Source organism: Lysinibacillus sp. NPDC098008 (genome assembly GCF_044760715.1).
Lineage (GTDB): Bacteria > Bacillota > Bacilli > Bacillales_A > Planococcaceae > Lysinibacillus.
In genome coordinates, this window is record NZ_JBIWBA010000024.1 from 18,384 (window position 1) to 36,191 (window position 17,808).

23 protein-coding genes and 1 pseudogene are annotated in these 17,808 nt (G+C 34.6%); 18 read left to right on the top strand and 6 right to left on the bottom strand.

Annotated features, from left to right (window positions below):
* Positions 1-83 precede the first annotated feature (83 nt).
* The 11 genes from ACIQVU_RS16905 to ACIQVU_RS16950 all read left to right on the top strand — a co-directional run bounded on the left by ACIQVU_RS16905 (position 84) and on the right by ACIQVU_RS16950 (position 6,750).
* Positions 84-1,349 carry a hypothetical protein gene (locus tag ACIQVU_RS16905; RefSeq protein ID WP_340808183.1) on the top strand — a complete coding sequence of 422 codons (1,266 nt, stop codon included), beginning with the start codon at positions 84-86 and terminating at the stop codon, positions 1,347-1,349.
* 19 nt (positions 1,350-1,368) lie between these two features.
* Complete coding sequence (locus ACIQVU_RS16910; RefSeq protein ID WP_340808182.1) at positions 1,369-2,028, top strand: hypothetical protein; 660 nt, start codon at positions 1,369-1,371, stop codon at positions 2,026-2,028.
* 64 nt (positions 2,029-2,092) lie between these two features.
* Complete coding sequence (locus tag ACIQVU_RS20270) at positions 2,093-2,299, top strand: hypothetical protein (RefSeq protein WP_483869654.1); 207 nt, start codon at positions 2,093-2,095, stop codon at positions 2,297-2,299.
* A gap of 95 nt (positions 2,300-2,394) precedes the next feature.
* A complete protein-coding gene (locus tag ACIQVU_RS16915) occupies positions 2,395-2,730 on the top strand; it encodes a hypothetical protein (RefSeq protein WP_340808180.1) in 336 nt (111 codons plus the stop codon).
* 71 nt (positions 2,731-2,801) lie between these two features.
* Positions 2,802-3,314 carry a YcxB family protein gene (locus ACIQVU_RS16920; RefSeq protein ID WP_340808179.1) on the top strand — a complete coding sequence of 171 codons (513 nt, stop codon included), beginning with the start codon at positions 2,802-2,804 and terminating at the stop codon, positions 3,312-3,314.
* On the top strand, positions 3,311-3,700 hold the full coding sequence (locus tag ACIQVU_RS16925) for a DUF5071 domain-containing protein (RefSeq protein ID WP_340808178.1): 390 nt from the start codon (positions 3,311-3,313) through the stop codon (positions 3,698-3,700). Before ACIQVU_RS16920 ends, ACIQVU_RS16925 begins: the two co-directional genes overlap by 4 nt.
* A 19-nt stretch (positions 3,701-3,719) precedes the next feature.
* Positions 3,720-4,121 carry a DUF4279 domain-containing protein gene (locus tag ACIQVU_RS16930; protein ID WP_340808177.1) on the top strand — a complete coding sequence of 134 codons (402 nt, stop codon included), beginning with the start codon at positions 3,720-3,722 and terminating at the stop codon, positions 4,119-4,121.
* 117 nt (positions 4,122-4,238) lie between these two features.
* The gene (locus tag ACIQVU_RS16935) at positions 4,239-4,781 is read left to right on the top strand and encodes an SF0329 family protein (RefSeq protein WP_340808176.1); all 543 of its coding nucleotides are present in this window, start codon (positions 4,239-4,241) and stop codon (positions 4,779-4,781) included.
* Between the two features lie 276 nt (positions 4,782-5,057).
* A complete protein-coding gene (locus ACIQVU_RS16940) occupies positions 5,058-5,939 on the top strand; it encodes a helix-turn-helix transcriptional regulator (protein WP_340808174.1) in 882 nt (293 codons plus the stop codon).
* Between the two features lie 11 nt (positions 5,940-5,950).
* A complete protein-coding gene (locus ACIQVU_RS16945) occupies positions 5,951-6,085 on the top strand; it encodes a hypothetical protein (RefSeq protein ID WP_340808173.1) in 135 nt (44 codons plus the stop codon).
* Between the two features lie 500 nt (positions 6,086-6,585).
* Positions 6,586-6,750, top strand: coding sequence for a hypothetical protein (locus tag ACIQVU_RS16950; RefSeq protein ID WP_340808172.1), 165 nt, complete (start codon positions 6,586-6,588; stop codon positions 6,748-6,750).
* 152 nt (positions 6,751-6,902) lie between these two features.
* On the opposite strand, the gene ACIQVU_RS16955 is transcribed toward ACIQVU_RS16950, so the two are convergent.
* Positions 6,903-7,355, bottom strand: coding sequence for a VOC family protein (locus tag ACIQVU_RS16955; protein WP_340808171.1), 453 nt, complete (start codon positions 7,353-7,355; stop codon positions 6,903-6,905).
* Between the two features lie 1,368 nt (positions 7,356-8,723).
* Between ACIQVU_RS16955 and ACIQVU_RS16960 the strand changes: the two genes are divergently transcribed.
* From ACIQVU_RS16960 to ACIQVU_RS16975, 4 genes are all read left to right on the top strand, one after another.
* Positions 8,724-10,022 (top strand): CitMHS family transporter, encoded by a 1,299-nt coding sequence (locus ACIQVU_RS16960; protein WP_340808170.1) that lies wholly within the window; start codon positions 8,724-8,726, stop codon positions 10,020-10,022.
* Between the two features lie 328 nt (positions 10,023-10,350).
* The gene (locus ACIQVU_RS16965; protein WP_340808169.1) at positions 10,351-10,860 is read left to right on the top strand and encodes a YfiT family bacillithiol transferase; all 510 of its coding nucleotides are present in this window, start codon (positions 10,351-10,353) and stop codon (positions 10,858-10,860) included.
* Between the two features lie 160 nt (positions 10,861-11,020).
* Positions 11,021-11,509, top strand: coding sequence for an RNA polymerase sigma factor (locus ACIQVU_RS16970; protein WP_340808168.1), 489 nt, complete (start codon positions 11,021-11,023; stop codon positions 11,507-11,509).
* Positions 11,499-12,503 carry an anti sigma factor C-terminal domain-containing protein gene (locus tag ACIQVU_RS16975; RefSeq protein WP_340808167.1) on the top strand — a complete coding sequence of 335 codons (1,005 nt, stop codon included), beginning with the start codon at positions 11,499-11,501 and terminating at the stop codon, positions 12,501-12,503. The genes ACIQVU_RS16970 and ACIQVU_RS16975 overlap by 11 nt, the downstream gene beginning before the upstream one ends.
* Positions 12,504-12,553: 50 nt before the next feature.
* Here the strand turns inward: ACIQVU_RS16975 and ACIQVU_RS16980 are convergent, their stop codons facing one another.
* The 3 genes from ACIQVU_RS16980 to ACIQVU_RS16990 form a co-directional block, all read right to left on the bottom strand.
* Complete coding sequence (locus ACIQVU_RS16980; protein WP_340808165.1) at positions 12,554-13,018, bottom strand: hypothetical protein; 465 nt, start codon at positions 13,016-13,018, stop codon at positions 12,554-12,556.
* Positions 13,019-13,177: 159 nt separating this feature from the next.
* Positions 13,178-13,492, bottom strand: coding sequence for a PadR family transcriptional regulator (locus tag ACIQVU_RS16985; RefSeq protein WP_340808163.1), 315 nt, complete (start codon positions 13,490-13,492; stop codon positions 13,178-13,180).
* Positions 13,493-13,618: 126 nt separating this feature from the next.
* The gene (locus ACIQVU_RS16990; RefSeq protein ID WP_340808162.1) at positions 13,619-13,918 is read right to left on the bottom strand and encodes a phosphatase PAP2 family protein; all 300 of its coding nucleotides are present in this window, start codon (positions 13,916-13,918) and stop codon (positions 13,619-13,621) included.
* Here ACIQVU_RS16990 and ACIQVU_RS16995 point away from each other — a divergent pair.
* A pseudogene (locus ACIQVU_RS16995) lies at positions 13,895-14,074 on the top strand (winged helix-turn-helix domain-containing protein); the annotation flags it as partial. The gene ACIQVU_RS16990 and the pseudogene ACIQVU_RS16995 sit on opposite strands and share 24 nt — an antisense overlap.
* Positions 14,075-14,127: 53 nt before the next feature.
* Here ACIQVU_RS16995 and ACIQVU_RS17000 read toward each other — a convergent pair.
* Positions 14,128-14,508, bottom strand: a complete 381-nt coding sequence (locus tag ACIQVU_RS17000; RefSeq protein ID WP_402896437.1) for a DUF6220 domain-containing protein — start codon at positions 14,506-14,508, stop codon at positions 14,128-14,130.
* A gap of 102 nt (positions 14,509-14,610) precedes the next feature.
* Complete coding sequence (locus ACIQVU_RS17005; RefSeq protein ID WP_402896438.1) at positions 14,611-15,612, bottom strand: zinc-dependent alcohol dehydrogenase family protein; 1,002 nt, start codon at positions 15,610-15,612, stop codon at positions 14,611-14,613.
* 352 nt (positions 15,613-15,964) lie between these two features.
* On the opposite strand from ACIQVU_RS17005, the gene ACIQVU_RS17010 reads away from it, so the two are divergent.
* Entirely contained in the window at positions 15,965-16,333 is a 369-nt protein-coding gene (locus ACIQVU_RS17010) for a winged helix-turn-helix transcriptional regulator (RefSeq protein ID WP_340808158.1), read from the top strand.
* 274 nt (positions 16,334-16,607) lie between these two features.
* Complete coding sequence (locus ACIQVU_RS17015) at positions 16,608-17,777, top strand: MalY/PatB family protein (RefSeq protein WP_402896440.1); 1,170 nt, start codon at positions 16,608-16,610, stop codon at positions 17,775-17,777.
* Positions 17,778-17,808: the final 31 nt, after the last annotated feature.

Consider the following 17,808-nt stretch of genomic DNA (forward strand, 5'->3'; position numbering starts at 1 on the left):
TTTCCCAAAAGTATAGTAAAGCTGTAGTTATTGATACAGATATCTGAATGTTTCAAAATAAGTTGCAAGTGAGGTCATAGCGAATGGATTTAAGAATACAAGAATTAGTTGAGTTTACGCAGAAAAAGTTCGGACTAAGTCACTATTATTTACATGAACATCAGTTTTATCGGAGTGTAGATATCTTCAATGAGACAATTTATACATTGTCCATGGAGTGGTTCCCTAATGATGCTGTACAAGAGGATGATGGATTAAATCCAGAGGGGACAGTAAGTTTTGAAATCAACTTGAAAAGTCTTAAATTTGAACGTATTTTTACAATAGGTAAGCCTTATGCAGAAGATGGGATTACATTTAGCAATCTTAATAAGGAAGCCGTTATAAAATGGATTGAGAGCGAAACAGCATTAACATATGGGGAACAATTCCAATTGATACGAGAAGATGAAGGGGAACTTTACTTTATGTCGTGTTTTGATGGTATTGCCGTTTCACCACCTGGATATATTGACATCGAGTTTAACGAAGAAAGGAAGCTCACTATGTTTTCAATGCATGGTCAATTTCCTTCAAAAGAGCTAATTAAGGTAGAAAAATATGCTCTTTCTCTTGATCGATTAGAAGATTTGGGAAAGGAACAATTGAAGTTGATCGAATATCCTTCCTATGAACAGAAAAAATTATACCCTATATATGCATTGGAAGAGATTTTTGTTACAAATGATGGGGCAACAACGATTCCGTATGAGGTTTTTGCAGATGAAAATTATTTTTTGAAAATCGATCAAACAATTTATTGGGATGAACCAATGAATCAACCGTTTGAACGGAAAGAAATCAAATGGATTGAAGATCTTACAGCAGAACAAGCATTTTCATGTGAGCCATCTCCTGATTCATTCCCCATTACAGAGATAGAACAAGAGAAATGTATGATAGCAGTTAAAAATCTTTTACGGCAGGAATATCCAAGTGAATCAGGGAATTGGGTATTAAAACACTGTTATCGTGATAAAGGGTATATTCACGCTACATTGAAAGCGAATATTCAGGATGTCCGTGTATTTCAGCGGAAAATAAAGGTCTTCATAGATCCAAAAAGTTTTCAAGTTGTAAATTATATGGATAGTAAACCGATGTTGGAAACTTTTGACGACTTTCAAGAACCTGATAAAGTAACAATTACAAAAGAAGAAGCATATGAAAAACTGAAAAACTTGTTTGAGTTAAAATCTTACTATGTGTATGAATTTAAACAAAAACAATACGTTTTATGCGGGAAATTAGATTGCAAGTATGGGGTGAATGCATCAAATGGGGAAGTGATAGCGTTAGATAATTTATAGTTTAATAGGGAGGAGGAATATGAAGATAAGAAGTAAAGTGGCACTCATTAGTTCAGTTGTGATTTTAGGTATATGTATGTATTTATATTTTCCGTTTCCTAATAACGTAATGTTAGAAGCACGTTCCACATTTATGTCGTTTCCAATTCGCAATCAAGATGGATTTATTCCCATTGGTATTATTGGATCGATTTTGTTTATAATCGCCATGATTTTAATTTTCTATGGTATGAAGAAATATCGCTTTCGGACAATTATAATAGCTGTAATCATATATGCAATTTTGCCAAATCTTTTAATCGCAATGTACCAAGAAACGTTAGCAAGTGGCATTAAAGCTATCTCATACGATGGGAATGGCAATTGCAATTTTGATACTGTAGGCGAAGACTTATTGAATGGGGAATGTGATTTTGTGTTACATAATCGGAGCGGTAAAGACGTATCATTTGAATTGGAATTTCTGGATTCCTATTTTTATATGGAAGATGGGGTACGGATGGAGTCACTAATGAATTTAGCTGGCCCATATCGTATTACAATAGAGGCAAATCGTAAAAAGTCTATTCATTTGAAGGAATTACTCGATTTATCAGATGTTCCTAAACACATTGACGGAGGAGCATCGAGCAATATTCATTTTCAATTAATTGAAGGGAAGAATACACGTACTTTATAGGTCAATGTTTCTAACCGAAGAATTAGAAAGAACAAATATTTTATTCATGTAAGGAGATGATGTTTTGGTTAATCTTTTAGAAAGTGTTTTCCAAATATCAGCGATAGTCCTACTCCTATGCTCATTCTATTATTATAGACACTTTAAAAAAATTAAGAGAGAAAGAAAACTAACTGCATTTGAGTTGTCAATTTATGTTATCACTCGAATTGCACTATTTCTTTGTGCAGGTAGTTATCTACTGCTTTTTTTAGATAGAAATTTTGGATAAAGATTACAGGAGCGTTTCTATAAGGAACAGGAACGATTTTTCTAAGATAATTCTTAGTTGAATGTTAAGCTGATAGTGGATGGGAGACGTAAGTATTGAGCGTAAATAGTGATTCACTTGTACCTTTTATCATTATATGGGGAATACCAACTTTTATGGTTGTTAGGGCTTATTTAAAGATGAATAAGGATGATAGAAAATCAGCATTCAATGATTTTAAGTCAGCTCGTTTTATTTTTACAATTGGTTTTATCGTAATAGGAGCTTTTCTGGCACATTTAGGTTTTTTATTCTCAGTAAGTATAATTGAGATGATTGGACTCGTTTTCTTTGCTTTGGGCGGATTCTTTTCGGCATTTGATACGTGGAAGAAAAGCAAAATCAAAAGTGTGTTTATTCTTGTTTTAATATCAGTTGCCATTTATTTATAAAGGTAAGTGTTAAAGGAATTTTCACAAACAATAGTAATTTTCCTTGTAAAGAATATAAAAGGAGCATTCCAATGGAGATAAGATACAACTTAACAGAAGAAGATTATTTAAACTTTAATATGTTTCACGTAAAAAATTCAAAAGCGGTCAAAAGAACATTGAATATGCAAAGATTCTTAACGCCTATCATCTTTATCATTGCATCCTTTGTATTTTCCAAAGTCGGGAGCATGTCTTTTCTTGGGGTATTCATTACCTTTTTAGTAGTAAGTATTCTGTGGATTATTTTCTATCCAAAATATTTCTATTCTTATGTTATCCGAAATACGAAGAAAATGATAAAAGAGGGCAAGAATGATGGCTTATTAGGTGAACATCATATGATTTTATCAGAAGAAGGAATCATCGATGCGACTTCTAATGGTGAAACAAAGGTAAGTTGGTTCGGTATTCAAACTCTAAGCGAGGATAAACATAACATCTATCTTTATAACAGCTCGGTAAGTGCATACATCCTTCCAAAAAGAGAGTTAGATGACGTAGAGGAAATAAAGACTTATCTTAAATCGAAGGTGCAAAAATGAGTGTTTCCGATGAATACTTGCCAAGAAATAAGCATGACTTTGAACGAGTGAACCAATTAAAAAAATTGAATAGAAAAGAACTTTTGCCTTTGTTACCTGGTTTGCTGGAATGGATTCAGGACATGAACTGGCCGATAGCGGAGGAAGTAGCGGAACTACTACTTATGTTTCCGAATGAAATCGTTCTTCTAATTAAAGTGGTTTTAGCCACGAATGATAACGTCTGGAAGCATTGGTGCTTGGAAATTTTGGTCAAAAGATTACCAAATGAATTAAGGAAGTCATTTAAAGGTGATTTAATTAGGCTGATTGAAAGTCCAACAGCAGGAGAAAAGTTAGAAGAACTTGATGAAATAGCCATTGAAATTTTACAAACAATTGAATGAACCTTTTGGGAGCGTATAGATGGAAAAGACGAATGTAAAAGTTTATTTTTTTGTGTGGGCAGATGATTTTTCAGTTGAGGATTTTACAAATACATTAGGGATAAAACCTACAAGAGCATTAAATAAGATTGTCATTACAACAGAAACACTATTCAGACTCGGTACTGAATGGGAATTAGGTACAGGTTACGAAGAGTCCTTTGATATAAATAAACAGTTAAATTTCGTTCTGGGACAATTGGAGGGTAAAGAAGAGGAGTTAAATCAATTAAAGAAGAAATATGATTTAGCTTATAGATTTGTCATTGTTACTAACATTGAAAATCATGAAACACCAGTTATGTACTTAGATAGTAGATTTATCCGCTTTACCGATTCCATAGGGGCAGAAGTTGAATTTGCCCAATATATTTATAGCTGATGAATTTGGTATATGATAAAAAGTTGGTATAGATGGGTGGTCTTCCGAAGTAAAAGGACATTTTATTGGATGAAGATATGGAGAAACAAGAGTTTGTAGAAGTTAGGAGATGGTTAATTGTTATATCAGCCTAAATGGAGTAAAGCAAAGAAACAATTAAAAAATTTTATCTGTGAGCCGTTACATTCAAGGGTGGATTTTCAAGTCATTAATTATCGAAAAGCACATGATAGGTTAGGTAGAGCCGTTATTACTGTTGATAAAGTAGAAAAATTAAGTATGTGTACAATTACAGCAGAAATGAAAGAGTATCGTAGAGAAAGAGATATAAGAAGGAACCTGAACGATTTTGATTATGATGATGTAGCAAAAAATAGATTCATACAAGATCAAGCCCACACACAATTGAAAAAGGAAGGTATCTTTGCTCAATACGACTTCTTTTCAGCATTAGAAGAATATTTTAACTCACCCATTGAAGAATCCCTAAAGTCATCTGATATCCTAATTAAAATACTCTGTTTGTTAGACCGCAGAGTAGGAAAGAGAACATTACGTAATATGGAAGTATCTATTTTAGGAGAACATGAATTAGTTAGATATTTTTATAAATTACGTTGTCAGGCAGAAAACATGCATATTGCTTCCGATTGTTCTTAAACGGTTAGCTTTTACATAAATCTTGTCCTCGTTATGTCTCGATATAATAATATCGACTCTTAAATAAAATAACATTCTCAAACCGAAGTTTTCTGAATCGCTACAGCAGACTTTCGGTTTTTTATGGTTGAAAAAGATAGTCCTAAACAAAATCTAATTTTTGGTTTTTGCCTTCAACATATAGTTGTTTTTATCAAGAGCTTTGAATAACAAAGCAATATATGTCAAAAAACAATTATCTGTTTTTGTTATCTTATTTGTAAGGAGGTTCATGAAATGAGCTATAGCCCCATCATTCAAAAAACAATCGAGTATATAGAGATGAACTTACATGAAGAGTTATCTTTAGAAAGCGTTGCTCAGTTCGCAGGATTCTCAAAATACCATTTTCTTCGTATTTTCCAAAAGGAGGTTGGCGTGACTGCATCTGAATATATTCGGTACAGAAGAATTGCCAATTCAGCTAACATGCTACTTTATTCAGATGAAAAGATCATAGATATTGCTTTCTATTTTCGCTTTGAAACACAAGAATCATATACCCGTTCGTTTAAAAAGTATTATCAATTACCACCAGGGCAATATCGTAAAATCATGGGTAAATTAACCATACAAAAGGAGGAAATCAATTTGAAAAATGAACAATTACTAAAAGGATGGAATTTAAGCGGTAGTCATCCGTTTAATTATAAGATGGGAATTGATAGAGAAAATGTTCATAAAGGAAGAGCATCTGGATTCTTAAAAGCTGTTACTGTCCAATCACAAGGTGAATTTGCAACAATGATGCAACAATTCAAAGCAGAAAAGTATCTTGGCAAAAGGATAAAACTTTCTGGTTTTATTAAAACAAAAGATGTTGATGGATCTTGTGGATTTTGGATGCGTGTAGATGATTCACTTGGGGATGTATTGCAATTTGATAATATGAGTGATCGCCCAATTGTAGGAAATAATGAGTGGAATCATTATCATATTGTTTTAGATGTGCCTGAAAACAGTGCGGTCATTGCTTTTGGTGTTTTACTATCGGGAAATGGACAAGTGTGGATTGATGAACTTAAATTTGAGGAAGTTGATAAACAAACACCAACAACTAACATTGATTTTTCTTCTGATTTGTTAGAGGAACCTGTCAATTTATCTTTTGAAGAATAGGAGTAGATAATATGTTAAATTTTCTAACGGCTTTAATGAAAAGTTTTTTGCATCTTGGTGGTATTAATATGGCAATTATTCTTTGCTTGGTAGTTGGAATAGGTTATTTAAAGAAGGAAAGAAAAGAACAAGTTAAATGTGAATGAAATCATGAGTCTTGTAAATGAAAAGCCTCCTATGCTTGATTAGTTGAAATTATTGATCAGTTAGAAGAATTAATACATAAGGTTTGGAGAAATAAGAATGATCTTCCTTAAACCTTACAGCTACTATGTCTCAAAACATTAATACCGCTTCTTAAACAATAAAACCGTTCCTTAAATAAAAAGAACGTTCCTAAAACCGAAAGTTTCCTGATTCGATTCAGGCAGACCTTCGGTCTTTTTATGCCCGAAAAAAGGCGGGGAAAAGGGCGAGAAACGCATGAGAAAAAGCATGAAGAAAAGCATGAGAAAGCAAGCAACGAAAGGGATTCGCAACAAAAAAGAAGAAGAAAAAGCATGAGCAAAAGTGGGAAAGAAAGTAGGGAAACCCGCTCCTTCTAACCTTAAATCTTACCTCTACTCTCTCCTTGAACCTTACATCTATTCCACGTTATTATTATGTCAAAATCAGTGAAAAATCGTTACACAAATGAGGAAAAAGGGTGAAAAAAGCGGGAATGTTATTATTCTTTAACGGAAATGGGGAAAGGGTGAAAAAAGGGCGTGAGGGCAAGTGTGGCAAGGGTTTGAGGGGTGAAGGTGGAGTGGAGCGGGTGGGAATGGTATTATTATGTGGGGACATTTGTTCGAATAATAAAGTTGTTTAATTTACATTATCGAGATTTAAATTAAGGAGTGATAGATATTAGTCAATGACTAATATCTATCACTCCTTTACTTCTTGTCCAACAATCACGCTCTAAGAATTTTGTTCAAATATTTTGCTTCAGTAAAGGCTTTTTTATAAAATGTCACTTACTTATTTGTTATTGAGTTGTTCTGCTAAACCGATTAGCAGTCCTTCGATGCCACGAATGTAGCAGAGTCGATACGAGTCCCCGTACTGAACTACTTCGCCAACGAGCTGAGCACCATACTTAGTGAGTCTGGATACCATCTCGTCAATGTCTTCAACGGCGAACATGACGCGTAGATAACCAAGAGCGTTGACAGGAGCCATCCTGTGATCTGATATAGTAGGTGGGTTGAGAAATCGTGAAAGCTCAAGTCGGCTGTGACCATCTGGAGTAACCATCATAGCAATCTCTACGCACTGAGAACCTAAGCCGGTTACGCGACCAGCCCATTCACCTTCGACAATAGTTCGCCCTTCAAGCTTCAAGCCAATCTCCTCAAAGAAAGAGATTGCGTCATCAAGAGATTCTACAACGATACCGACATTGTCCATTCTTAGTAATTTGCTTTTTTCCATAATCATATCTCCTTCTGTGTAGAAATTTATTATCTGAACATCTTCATAACTACTATTTTTTCTTTTGTAAATAGATAAAATATTGCTTTAAGGCATAATAGTATGTCTGCTGCTATCTTAATACTTTAAATATTTCATCATCCAATAACATATATCTCTTCAAGCGTGTTGATTATCTAAATATTGGCTATTCATTTGCGTGTTGTTAGAAGGAAAACGCTTTGTCTAAAGCATTCTCTCGTTGATTGGCGTGAAAGGTGGCGACTCTAGCGGAAAAAGTGCGAGCTGAAAATCCATTTATTTCGGCATTTGCCGAAATAAATGAGTTGAAGCCGCACCCGCAGAAAGCGTCCACCTGTAACAGAAATCAACGAATTCTAAGCGATTCTCTGTAAAATAAAGGTTAATCAACACGCATGATATCTCTTATTGTTAATTTTTTGATAATTATTTATAGATATATTAGTTATTATAGTATAGTTAATTTACAATAAAGTCGTTAAAATAATGTAAGCTCTTCTATTCAATGATTAATCATTCTTTATAATAGTCAATAGGAGAGCCGTTATTATTCAGCTTTATAGTTTTATTTATTATATAATTTTGACCTTCAGCATATTCAATTTTTAAATTGAGTTGTTGTCCCTCCTCAATAATACTATTTACTTTATCATTAGTAATACTAGTACGATCAATCTCAATAGTACCTTTTATATTTGTATCCTCAATCTCAAATTTTACTGTTTCTAGTGAAGGGGCAGTTTTTCCAGCGTAGTCAGTAAGCAGTAATAATTCTACTTCAAAATGACTATCTGGTTCGGCTTGAACAAAAGATACTTGAAAATATCTTTCCTTGCCTCAAGGAACACAAGCAGCTAAAAAAGGAGCATACCTAGAATTACTTTCTGCATATATAGTTTTTTCATAAAATCATCCTCATAATCACCAAAAATTTTAAATTACTTTATAATTTAAATGAAAATAATCGATAAAACTCCGTGATTCTTGATTTTTATTAGCTTCGTTTTCGCTTCCATTAAATCTACTACAAAGAATTGCTCTTTTACCATTTTTATTGTAATAACTCTATCTTTTATGATGATATAATAAAAAGCGACTGTTTTTTGTTTGATAGAGCCTTTAAAATCATATAGACAATAAGCAGATTAGATAGAAAATAGACAACATGAAAGAGAATTTATTTTTAAATTAAATTATTAGAATATTTGTATTATTAAGTTTTCGGGATGGTTGTTATTGAATAATAGTGTAAATTCGTAGAAGGAGGAATTTTTCGCTAAGATATAAGGAATTCTTCTTAAACGATAAAATATGTGTTTCTTGTTATATAAAGTGGAGGGATTATAAATGTTGTCTATTTTAGGTTTTTGTATGATCGCAACTTTTCTGCTGTTAGTTTTAACTAAGCGGCTTTCAGTTGTAGTAGCTTTCGTTTTGGTTGCTGTCGTTTTTGCCTTAATTGGTGGGTTTAGCGCTGAGATGGGACAAATGATGATGGATGGAATTATAAAAGTAACACCTACAGCAGTAATGATTGTTTTTGCTATTTTATATTTCGGTTTGATGATTGATGTTGGTTTATTTGACCCTCTGATTGCCAAAATACTTAATTTCGTAAAAGGCGATCCGCTAAAGCTTGTTTTAGCTACTGCGGTTATGACAATATTAGTTGGTTTGGACGGAGATGGCTCTTCAACGTTTATGATTACAATTTCAGCATTGCTTCCGATTTACAAAAGACTAGGTTTAAATCGGCTTGTATTAGCGTGTGTTGTTTCATTAGCGGCTGGAATAATGAATATCATTCCCTGGGGAGGACCTCTAGTAAGAGCGGCAGCTAGTCTTCATGTAGAAATTTACGATTTATTTATTCCGATTATCCCAGTTATGATAGCTGGTCTTCTATGGACGCTTTTTGTCGCCTATATACTGGGTAAGAAGGAACGGGAAAGATTAGGGTTTATTCAATCGGAATCTTTTAGAGCTTTAGCAGAACAAGCTGCTACAGTTGAGGGCAGTAGACCAGCTTCGAAATTATTCTGGTTTAACTTGGTTTTGACAACTGCTCTTATGGTAATGTTAGTGATGGAAGTGTTACCAATTCAAATTTTGTTTGCGACAGCATTCGCTATTGCATTGCTTGTAAACTTCCCTAATCCAGTAGAACAACAAAAAATGATTTTAAGCCATGCAAATAACTTTGTGCTGATTAGTACATTAGTTTTCGCTGCAGGCATATTTACGGGTGTATTTAGTGGAACTGGTATGATGGATGCAATGGCTTCTACAATCGTTTTGGTTATTCCCGAATGGCTTGGCGCACATTTACCTTTAGTGGTGGCGCTAACGAGTATACCTCTTGGCTTCGTCTTTTCACCTGATGCCTATTACTTCGGAATTCTTCCGATTATTAGTGAAACAGCGACTAGCTTTGGAATTGATCCCGTTGAAATAGGGCGTGCGGCTCTGTTAGGTCATTCAACAGTTGGCTATCCATTGTCGCCCTTGGTTCCTGCTACATTTATTCTTATCGGATTAGTAGGAGTAGGGTTTGGAGAGCATCAAAAATACCTTTTAAAATGGGCGCTTGGAGCAAATATAGTAATGACCATTACAGCAGTCCTAATAGGCGCAATTTCGCTTTAAGTTAGTAGGTGATATATTTTCACTTAAAATTTCTGAATATATAGAATCGCTTGATAAAACTATCCTTTACAAAAATAATGAGTAAAGGATAGTTTTTATTGTGGGGGAAATAACAATAATAGTGTACTGCACTGCACTTTGTAGGACACTTAAGGTTAGCAATAACAAATTCAAACAGCTTTTAATCAAACTTATTTTAAAGCTATAATGCTTGTTGAAAATAGCTAGTTAAATTTTATAGGACATAAATGAAAAACAAAAAGAGTGCAACAACTAAGTCTATTAGGTATAGTTAAAGCTAAGACAAAATAAGGAAGGAAGATGGAAAATGGATGTAAAATACCCAATTGGTCAATTGCAAGTTCCTGAACATGTTAGGCTAGAAGACGTGCAGCAATGGTTAAAGCAAATCGCGACATATACAGAGCGTTTGCGTGCAACAGTGGATGGGATAAGTGATGCGGATTTAAACAAAACGTATCGTGAGGGTAGCTGGAATGTGCGCCAGCTTGTCCACCATATTGCCGACTCACAGCTCAATATGTATCAGCGCTTAAAGCTTGCATTAACGGATAATAATCCAACTGTGCCTGCCTTTGATGAGGAAAAATGGGCGATTCAGCCAGACACAAAGCTTCCTGTAGAAAGCTCGATTAAAATGCTAGAAGGTATAAATGAGCGTATTGTTGCTTTAGGGAATAGCTTAGTAGAGGAACAATTAAGCCGCACCTTCACACATCAGCAAGCAGGTGAAATTAAGGTAGCAGCAAAACTCGCAAAGCTTTCTTGGCACGAGGAGCACCACTTAGCACATATAAAAATCGCCTTAGCAAAATAATACATTTGATTATAATAAGCTTTATTGAAAATTATCTTTCTTCTATGAGGAGAGATAATTTTTTTTATGAAATAAAAAATTTATTTACCAGCACATGTAAACTTTCCATAGAGTTGTGCGTTGTATAGGCAGAAGGGAGGGGGACGTAGCGAAGCAATCGATGAATAAGTTTTTACAGCAGGCAGGAATCCTGTTATATCGTTATTTAAGAAAGCGGGGATTAGCCCATGAGGATGCAGAAGATATTGTTCAGGATACATGCTATAAATTTTTGTTACATAAGGATGGCATTCAATCAGATAAGGTCATGAGCTGGCTCTATCGCGTAGCCACCAATCAATTTTATGATATGAAAAGAAAAGAGCAGCGTCATCCAACAACGGAATTGGATGAGATGCAATTGACCGCATTGACGAATATCCCTGAAATTCAAGCGCTAAAAAATGAAAGAGTAAAGGATATAAGAAGCACACTTGAAACGTTGTCTATCTTACATCAGGAATTATTAGTCCTTAAATATGAGCTAGGCTTATCGTATAAAGAAATTTCAGCCTTAATGAGTAAAAATGAAAATACATTAAAAACGCATGTTAGACGTGCTAAGGAAGAATTTACAACACGCTTTCAGGAGGAGATAGATGATGAATAAGGAGCAGCCTGATTTTTTATTTGATGACAAGCAGACGAAAAAAATAATGAGAAGGGCAAAGCTTTGGTCAACGATAAAAATGACAGGTATAGCAATTATCGTTACGCCAATTGTTTTAGTAGTATTTTGGTATGGTCTTAGGTATTTATCATTAAATAGTGCTCAAAAGGTAATGGATGATATTCAATTATTTAACGCAATTAGTGCTCCAAATGTTCAAATTAGTAATCAGCTATATGATGATGATTTGCTTGGTGGGAGAATAACAACAACAACCTATAAGGTGCTTGGAGAGCAGCATCGACCATATATTTGGCAACCTCTTGAAAGTGATTACAATTTATTTGGCGCGCTTACACGAAATTATAGTTCAGACCCAATTCAATTCGAAGGCTCAGAATCATTAGCAGAAACTTCCCAATTGGAACGGTTTAATGAATATACGGGTGATCGAGAAATGTTCTTTTACCACCCTAAAATTTCATATGATGTTTATCAAGATAGTATAGGTGAGCTCAACCAATTGGAGGAAAATACTTTAGTTGAGTTAGCGATATCCTTTGATTCAGCATATGATTTTGATGAAATAAAAAGCAAGCTGCCATCAGGGGTACAGGCAGACTGGTGGTGGGTGGATGCCTTTACAAAAGATATAACGGCATTTTTGGAGAAAGATCAGAGTACAATTCAAGCTAATTCTCCATTTATTTACGGCTTTCAATCAGAGCAATCAAAGCCAATAACCCGACGCTCTGCAAGCAATGAGGTGGATAGTTTTATTCAGCATATTGAACTTCTTCATAAAAGTAAGAATTTTGAATGGGAAACGAATCAGGTTTATCAGGCTTTAGTAGGGAAGGATGGCAAATTGGAGAGCGATGATATAAAGGTTATTGGGGCTGTTGTATCTGGTACACCAGAGCAGCTCATGTTGTTAAAGGATCAGCCATATGTAAAAGCATCTACGTTTGGGGTAATATTTGATCGAAAATAGAAAATAGTGATCCTCCGCACAAAATGGGAGGGTCACTACTTTAAATGTTTTTAAGCTTTTTTCTTTAAGATTATATTTAAAAATTTGTAAAGCACAAATAATAGCCAAAATCCAAAAGCATAGCAAATTCCTAGTAATTGTATGGTCACCAATGTTATCAAATGAAATTGAGAAAATAAAAACCAGAAAACAATACCTATTAACAATAAAATTAGCCCATTTCCAAGTAAGTAATGATGAGAATGGAAAAAGAACATATCCTTGTTCAGTTGATTTCCTATAATTTCTTTTACTTTAAATTGACTAATTACCTTTTCCGTCGCACTTTTAGTATCTTCGCCGTTCACCACTTGATCATTTACATAATCCTCCATATAAGCTGCCAATTCTAATTTATCATCCGCATTAAGCTCCAACTCAGCGATAAATTTATGAATTGTAATTGCCTGTTTGTAAAGAGGATCGATGCGTAAATGATCAATATAGTTTAAAATTCCCCAGAAGCTTGCAATCATAATGGCTAATGCATATCCAACTAAATAGGCTATGTGGGATTGCTAGGGTTGATTGAAAGTATCCATAAAATATGAGAAACCAAAAATTAAGATGGATAAGATTAATATGCTCTTATACTTTAATTGATTAAAGGAAAAAATGTAAATGAACCCACTCCTTTATAAAAAACGTTTTACCATTTCCGAAACCTTTATCCAATCACGTTTTATCTCTTCTAACTGTTTACTCCCTAAGTCCGTTAAACGATAATATTTTCGTTTTCCTCCATGACTTTGAGTACCCCAATATGCTTCAATACAATTATTTTTTTCTAGCCGCTTTAATGACAGATAGAGGGAAGCTTCTTGAATTTCAAACATCCCCTCTGTTCGGTCTTTTATTTCTTTGGAAATTTCGTATCCATAATTATCTGCTAGAGCTAAGGTGGAAAGTATCAATAAATCAATTGTTCCCTTTAACATTTCTTTATTCACTATACATCATGCCTTTACATTCATTTATTCTTAATCTTACATAAATCTTTTCTTTACAAAAGTAGCATTTAGGAATTAGTAAAAAAGAAATTCAGATGAATGTTTTGTAGGAGCTTATATTGGGCTTTAGCCTTCCCTTTCCGAGATATTCGTTTGGTCATTAGCCGCTTTTTTAACCCTTTTTGTTAGATGATCGTATAGATTGACTATACTTAGCACGACCCTTGAACGAGTAATAAAAGAAGATAAGCTACATGCAATGGCAATACCGATAAAAGCTGCTGTTAACACATCGATTGGATAGTGGACACCTCCCCAAATATGTGAAAGACCAACAACTGATGCTGCTATTAAATAAAAAATACGCTTAGTTGATTTACTGTTTAAGAATAGTGTTGTACAAATAGAGTGTTTAGCAAAGAGCATTTATTTGAACGAATATGGGGATTGGATTCAATGGGAGATGTAACAACCGTTACCGTACATATTCGAAAGCTAAGAGAAAAGATAGAGGAAAACCCATCCAATCCAAAGTTTATTGAAACTGTATGGGGCGTAGCCTATCGCTTTATAAAAATATAAGAAACTCCGAACTATCTTGTGAAGCCCGATAGCTCGGAGTTTTCATTGGCAAACTATGCCTCTTTCAATAAACGGATTGAACGATATAAAGTTATAATAGATAAAATTGTAATAAGTATACCTAAAATAGGATGCAATGCGCCTAAATAGGGATAGTGAAATCCGAGATTGGCGCTTGCATACATTGTAATAATAGAAATAAATAATCCTAAAATAACCAAATAATCATTCTTTTTAGCACTACCCATGAAAGCACCAATCATCATGATTACTGGTATATTAAGACCAAATAAGTGAACAAGCATTTTATGATTAGCCCAGAATTGACCTCCTCCGAAAATAGCCATACCTGCTAGAAAAAATTGTGTTAGTATACAGATGAAAAAAATAGCTGCAAACATACTATAAAGCCAGCGCCCTGTTTTTGCATTCAATGATCCTCCTTTTCGTATTGAAGTTAAGGATACAATTGAAAAATAAACAATTTATTAGATAATTATTAAATATTCCTTAAATGCTTTTAGGGCAGCAATGGCTTATGACCAATTATTTCTCAAAACAACCTTTCCTAATGCTTCACCTGACTCTAAGTATCTATGAGCTTCTGCAACTTCATCAAACGTAAAAATTGTTGAATCTACGAGTGGGCGTAGCTTTCCTTCCTCCACTACATTTGTGATTCGTTGTAAAATTTCCCCGTAATCCTTATGCATATCTGGATTTAAGATTTTTAACAGCATAAAGGTAACATGAAGCGAAAGCCCTTTTGAATGAACGGGAGAAAGGTCGTGTGTGGAACGAGCCGCAATAGCAGCTACTGTTCCATGCACTGCTGCTGCTTCAAAAGAGCGGTCTAAGTTTTCACCACCTACAGTATCAAATACCACGTCAAAGCCTTTTCCATCTGTATATTTTTGTACATAGTCTTGGACGCTTTCTTCTCGGTAATTAATAGCTACATCAGCACCAAGGTCCATAGCAATCTCTAATTTTTTCTTGCTAGAGGCAGTTGTGTAAACATTGGCTCCTACCCATTTTGCTAATTGAATGGCTACGTGCCCCACACCGCCTGTAGCCCCATGAATTAATATATTTTGGTCAGATGTAAGACGTGCGCGATTAAATAATGCTTCCCAAGCAGTAATGGATACTAATGGTAAAGCAGCGGCCTCCTCCATCGTCAAGTTTTTCGGTTTATGAGCAAGTAAATCAGCGTCGGCTAGCATAAACTCTGCAAGTGCCCCACCAAACGTTCCTTTAAATCCACCTGCACAACCGTATACCTCATCCCCAATGGTAAACTTAGTAACGCCTTCTCCTATTGCACATACAATACCAGCGACATCTCCATGTAAAACTGCTGGAAATTCTGGAGCGACTGCTGGCACAACACCAGCACGTACTTTCGTATCAATAGGATTTACACTTGAAGCCTTTACTTCGAGAAGTACATGTCCAGGTTTTAGACTAGGTTTAGAAATATCCTCTAATTGAAAGACGGATGGCTCACCGAAAGATTGAATAATTTGTGATTTCATATTGGTCACTCCTTAAGTTATAGTATCCTCACTCTGGATTATATAATAGTAGTAGCGGTGCGAGAGTGCTTCTGCTGCACAGAAAACTTGAAATTTGTTATATCCTCCCTCCTCTAATACAAGGTAATGGATGTTGAAAATAACTAAATATTTATCTCGATTAGGCAAATAACGCATATTCTAATACATATTAGAATGTGGAAATAAATAGATAGAAAAATATAAATATTTAGTCTTTAATGTTAATATTACGGTATATAAAATAAAATTAATAGTACGCACATTTTTGTTGAATAGTATTAATTTTGGAATATGGTATATAATTTGATACTTAAAAGATTGGAGTGTTACTGTGAAGGAATTTCAAACTGAAAAATGCCCTGATAAAACAGCTTGTCCCGTTGCTATTCCTGTAGATGTGATAGGTGGTAAATGGAAAGGAATCATACTATATAATTTGATTGCTGGACCTAAACGTTTTAATGAGTTAGGAAGACTGATGCCTTATACAACAAAGCGTATGTTAACACTGCAACTTCGTGAATTAGAACGTGATGGTATTGTAAATCGTGAAATATATCGGCAAATTCCGCCAAAAGTCGAATACTCTCTTACAGCCTTTGGAGAAACATTAAAACCAATTATTTACCTGATGCGTGATTGGGGAGATACATACGGAAATGAGGTTTTAATGAAACGAAAAGCCTCAGAAAATTTATAGTATTAGCTGAACAATGTTGATTCTTTGAGAGAAGAGATATTATAGCTGGTACGCTGAAGAATATTAAAATGAGAGGTGCTACAGCATCTCTTTTTTTATGAAAGAGCATTTACCAGCCTCAACTTATATCAATCATTTATCTGCTATAATTATGAATTATTTTCATAATTATTTTTTTAATATTCATTTGATTTATAGTTGGTGTGCCTACTATAATAAGTGCAATCATGATTTTAGTAATAATCAATATTATAAGAAATAGAAGGTGAATGCTTTGGTATTAAACGAAGTTATTAGTCGTCGACAAACAAATTGTGTTAAGTGGGATACTCTAGATGCAGTATACAATGTACAAAGTACGGATGATATGCTAGCCATGTGGATTGCTGATATGGATTTTGCTGCACCACCTATTATTCAACAGGCTGTAGCAGAACGTCTTACGCATCCGATTTTTGGTTATTCTACGGTGTCATCTAAAACCATTACAGCTATTCAAAATTGGTATCAGCAGCACCATCATTGGGCAATCCCAGAACAGCAAATGCTATTTCAACCGGGTGTGATTCCAATTATTGCAAATGTTATTGAATGTTTCACAAATGTAGGGGATACGATTGTTGTGACGCCTCCTGTCTATCCGCCGTTCTTTCAAATTACAAAGCAAAAAAAGCGACATGTAGAATTTTGCCATCTGCAGGAACAAAATGGCTCCTATCAACTAGACTTAGCACGCCTTGAAGAAGCCTTCCAACATAGTAAGCTATTTATTTTATGTAATCCTCATAATCCTGGGGGGATTGTTTGGTCACGCTCAACGCTGGAACAAATTGTTAAGTTAGCTATTCAATATGATGTCGTTATTTTATCTGATGAAATTCACTGCGATTTGGTCATTAATCCAACTTTAAAGCATACCCCAATATTAACTGTTAAGGATGCTGAAAAAGCAATGGTTTTTGCTGCCATTGCACCTACAAAAACATTTAATATTGCTGGTATTCAAGCTGCCATGCTGATTTCCTCTACAGTAGAGAATCATTGCCAAATTGCTGAGCATGCAATGAGCAATGGTATCCATGGCTTAAATGTTTTTGCTGATGCTGTAGTTGCTGCTGTTTATCAAGATGGACAACCTTGGTTAGAGGAAGTTTTAAGCTATATTTCTGAAAATATGGACTATGCTGTTGATGAATTATCAAAAATTCCTGGTATTCGCGTCACTAAATCTGATGCTACTTATTTATTGTGGATTGATTATCGTCCATTAGGTATTGATGAGCAGCAAATGATGGAAAAACTTTTAGCAGCGGGACTAGCCTTAGATCCAGGCTCAAAGTATGGCCCACAAGGTAAGGGCTTTGTGCGTATGAATATTGCTACACCTCGTGCAATTATAGAACAGGCTGTACAGCGTTTCTCTTACGCCCTAGCACAAATATAGATTTTAAAAAAATTAAAATAAAGCGTGGCAA

What these genes read in the sequence shown, in the direction of transcription:
- ACIQVU_RS16980 (WP_340808165.1), bottom strand. Translation starts at nt 13,018, where the DNA reads ATGATTGCAAGCTTCTGGGGAATTTTAAACTATATTGATCATTTACGC.
- ACIQVU_RS16920 (WP_340808179.1), top strand. Translation starts at nt 2,802, where the DNA reads ATGGAGATAAGATACAACTTAACAGAAGAAGATTATTTAAACTTTAAT.
- ACIQVU_RS16955 (WP_340808171.1), bottom strand. Translation starts at nt 7,355, where the DNA reads ATGGAAAAAAGCAAATTACTAAGAATGGACAATGTCGGTATCGTTGTA.
- ACIQVU_RS17005 (WP_402896438.1), bottom strand. Translation starts at nt 15,612, where the DNA reads ATGAAATCACAAATTATTCAATCTTTCGGTGAGCCATCCGTCTTTCAA.
- ACIQVU_RS16930 (WP_340808177.1), top strand. Translation starts at nt 3,720, where the DNA reads ATGGAAAAGACGAATGTAAAAGTTTATTTTTTTGTGTGGGCAGATGAT.
- ACIQVU_RS16975 (WP_340808167.1), top strand. Translation starts at nt 11,499, where the DNA reads ATGATGAATAAGGAGCAGCCTGATTTTTTATTTGATGACAAGCAGACG.
- ACIQVU_RS16910 (WP_340808182.1), top strand. Translation starts at nt 1,369, where the DNA reads ATGAAGATAAGAAGTAAAGTGGCACTCATTAGTTCAGTTGTGATTTTA.
- ACIQVU_RS16990 (WP_340808162.1), bottom strand. Translation starts at nt 13,918, where the DNA reads ATGCTCTTTGCTAAACACTCTATTTGTACAACACTATTCTTAAACAGT.
- ACIQVU_RS16945 (WP_340808173.1), top strand. Translation starts at nt 5,951, where the DNA reads ATGTTAAATTTTCTAACGGCTTTAATGAAAAGTTTTTTGCATCTTGGT.
- ACIQVU_RS16965 (WP_340808169.1), top strand. Translation starts at nt 10,351, where the DNA reads ATGGATGTAAAATACCCAATTGGTCAATTGCAAGTTCCTGAACATGTT.
- ACIQVU_RS16925 (WP_340808178.1), top strand. Translation starts at nt 3,311, where the DNA reads ATGAGTGTTTCCGATGAATACTTGCCAAGAAATAAGCATGACTTTGAA.
- ACIQVU_RS16940 (WP_340808174.1), top strand. Translation starts at nt 5,058, where the DNA reads ATGAGCTATAGCCCCATCATTCAAAAAACAATCGAGTATATAGAGATG.
- ACIQVU_RS16970 (WP_340808168.1), top strand. Translation starts at nt 11,021, where the DNA reads ATGAATAAGTTTTTACAGCAGGCAGGAATCCTGTTATATCGTTATTTA.
- ACIQVU_RS16905 (WP_340808183.1), top strand. Translation starts at nt 84, where the DNA reads ATGGATTTAAGAATACAAGAATTAGTTGAGTTTACGCAGAAAAAGTTC.
- ACIQVU_RS16960 (WP_340808170.1), top strand. Translation starts at nt 8,724, where the DNA reads ATGTTGTCTATTTTAGGTTTTTGTATGATCGCAACTTTTCTGCTGTTA.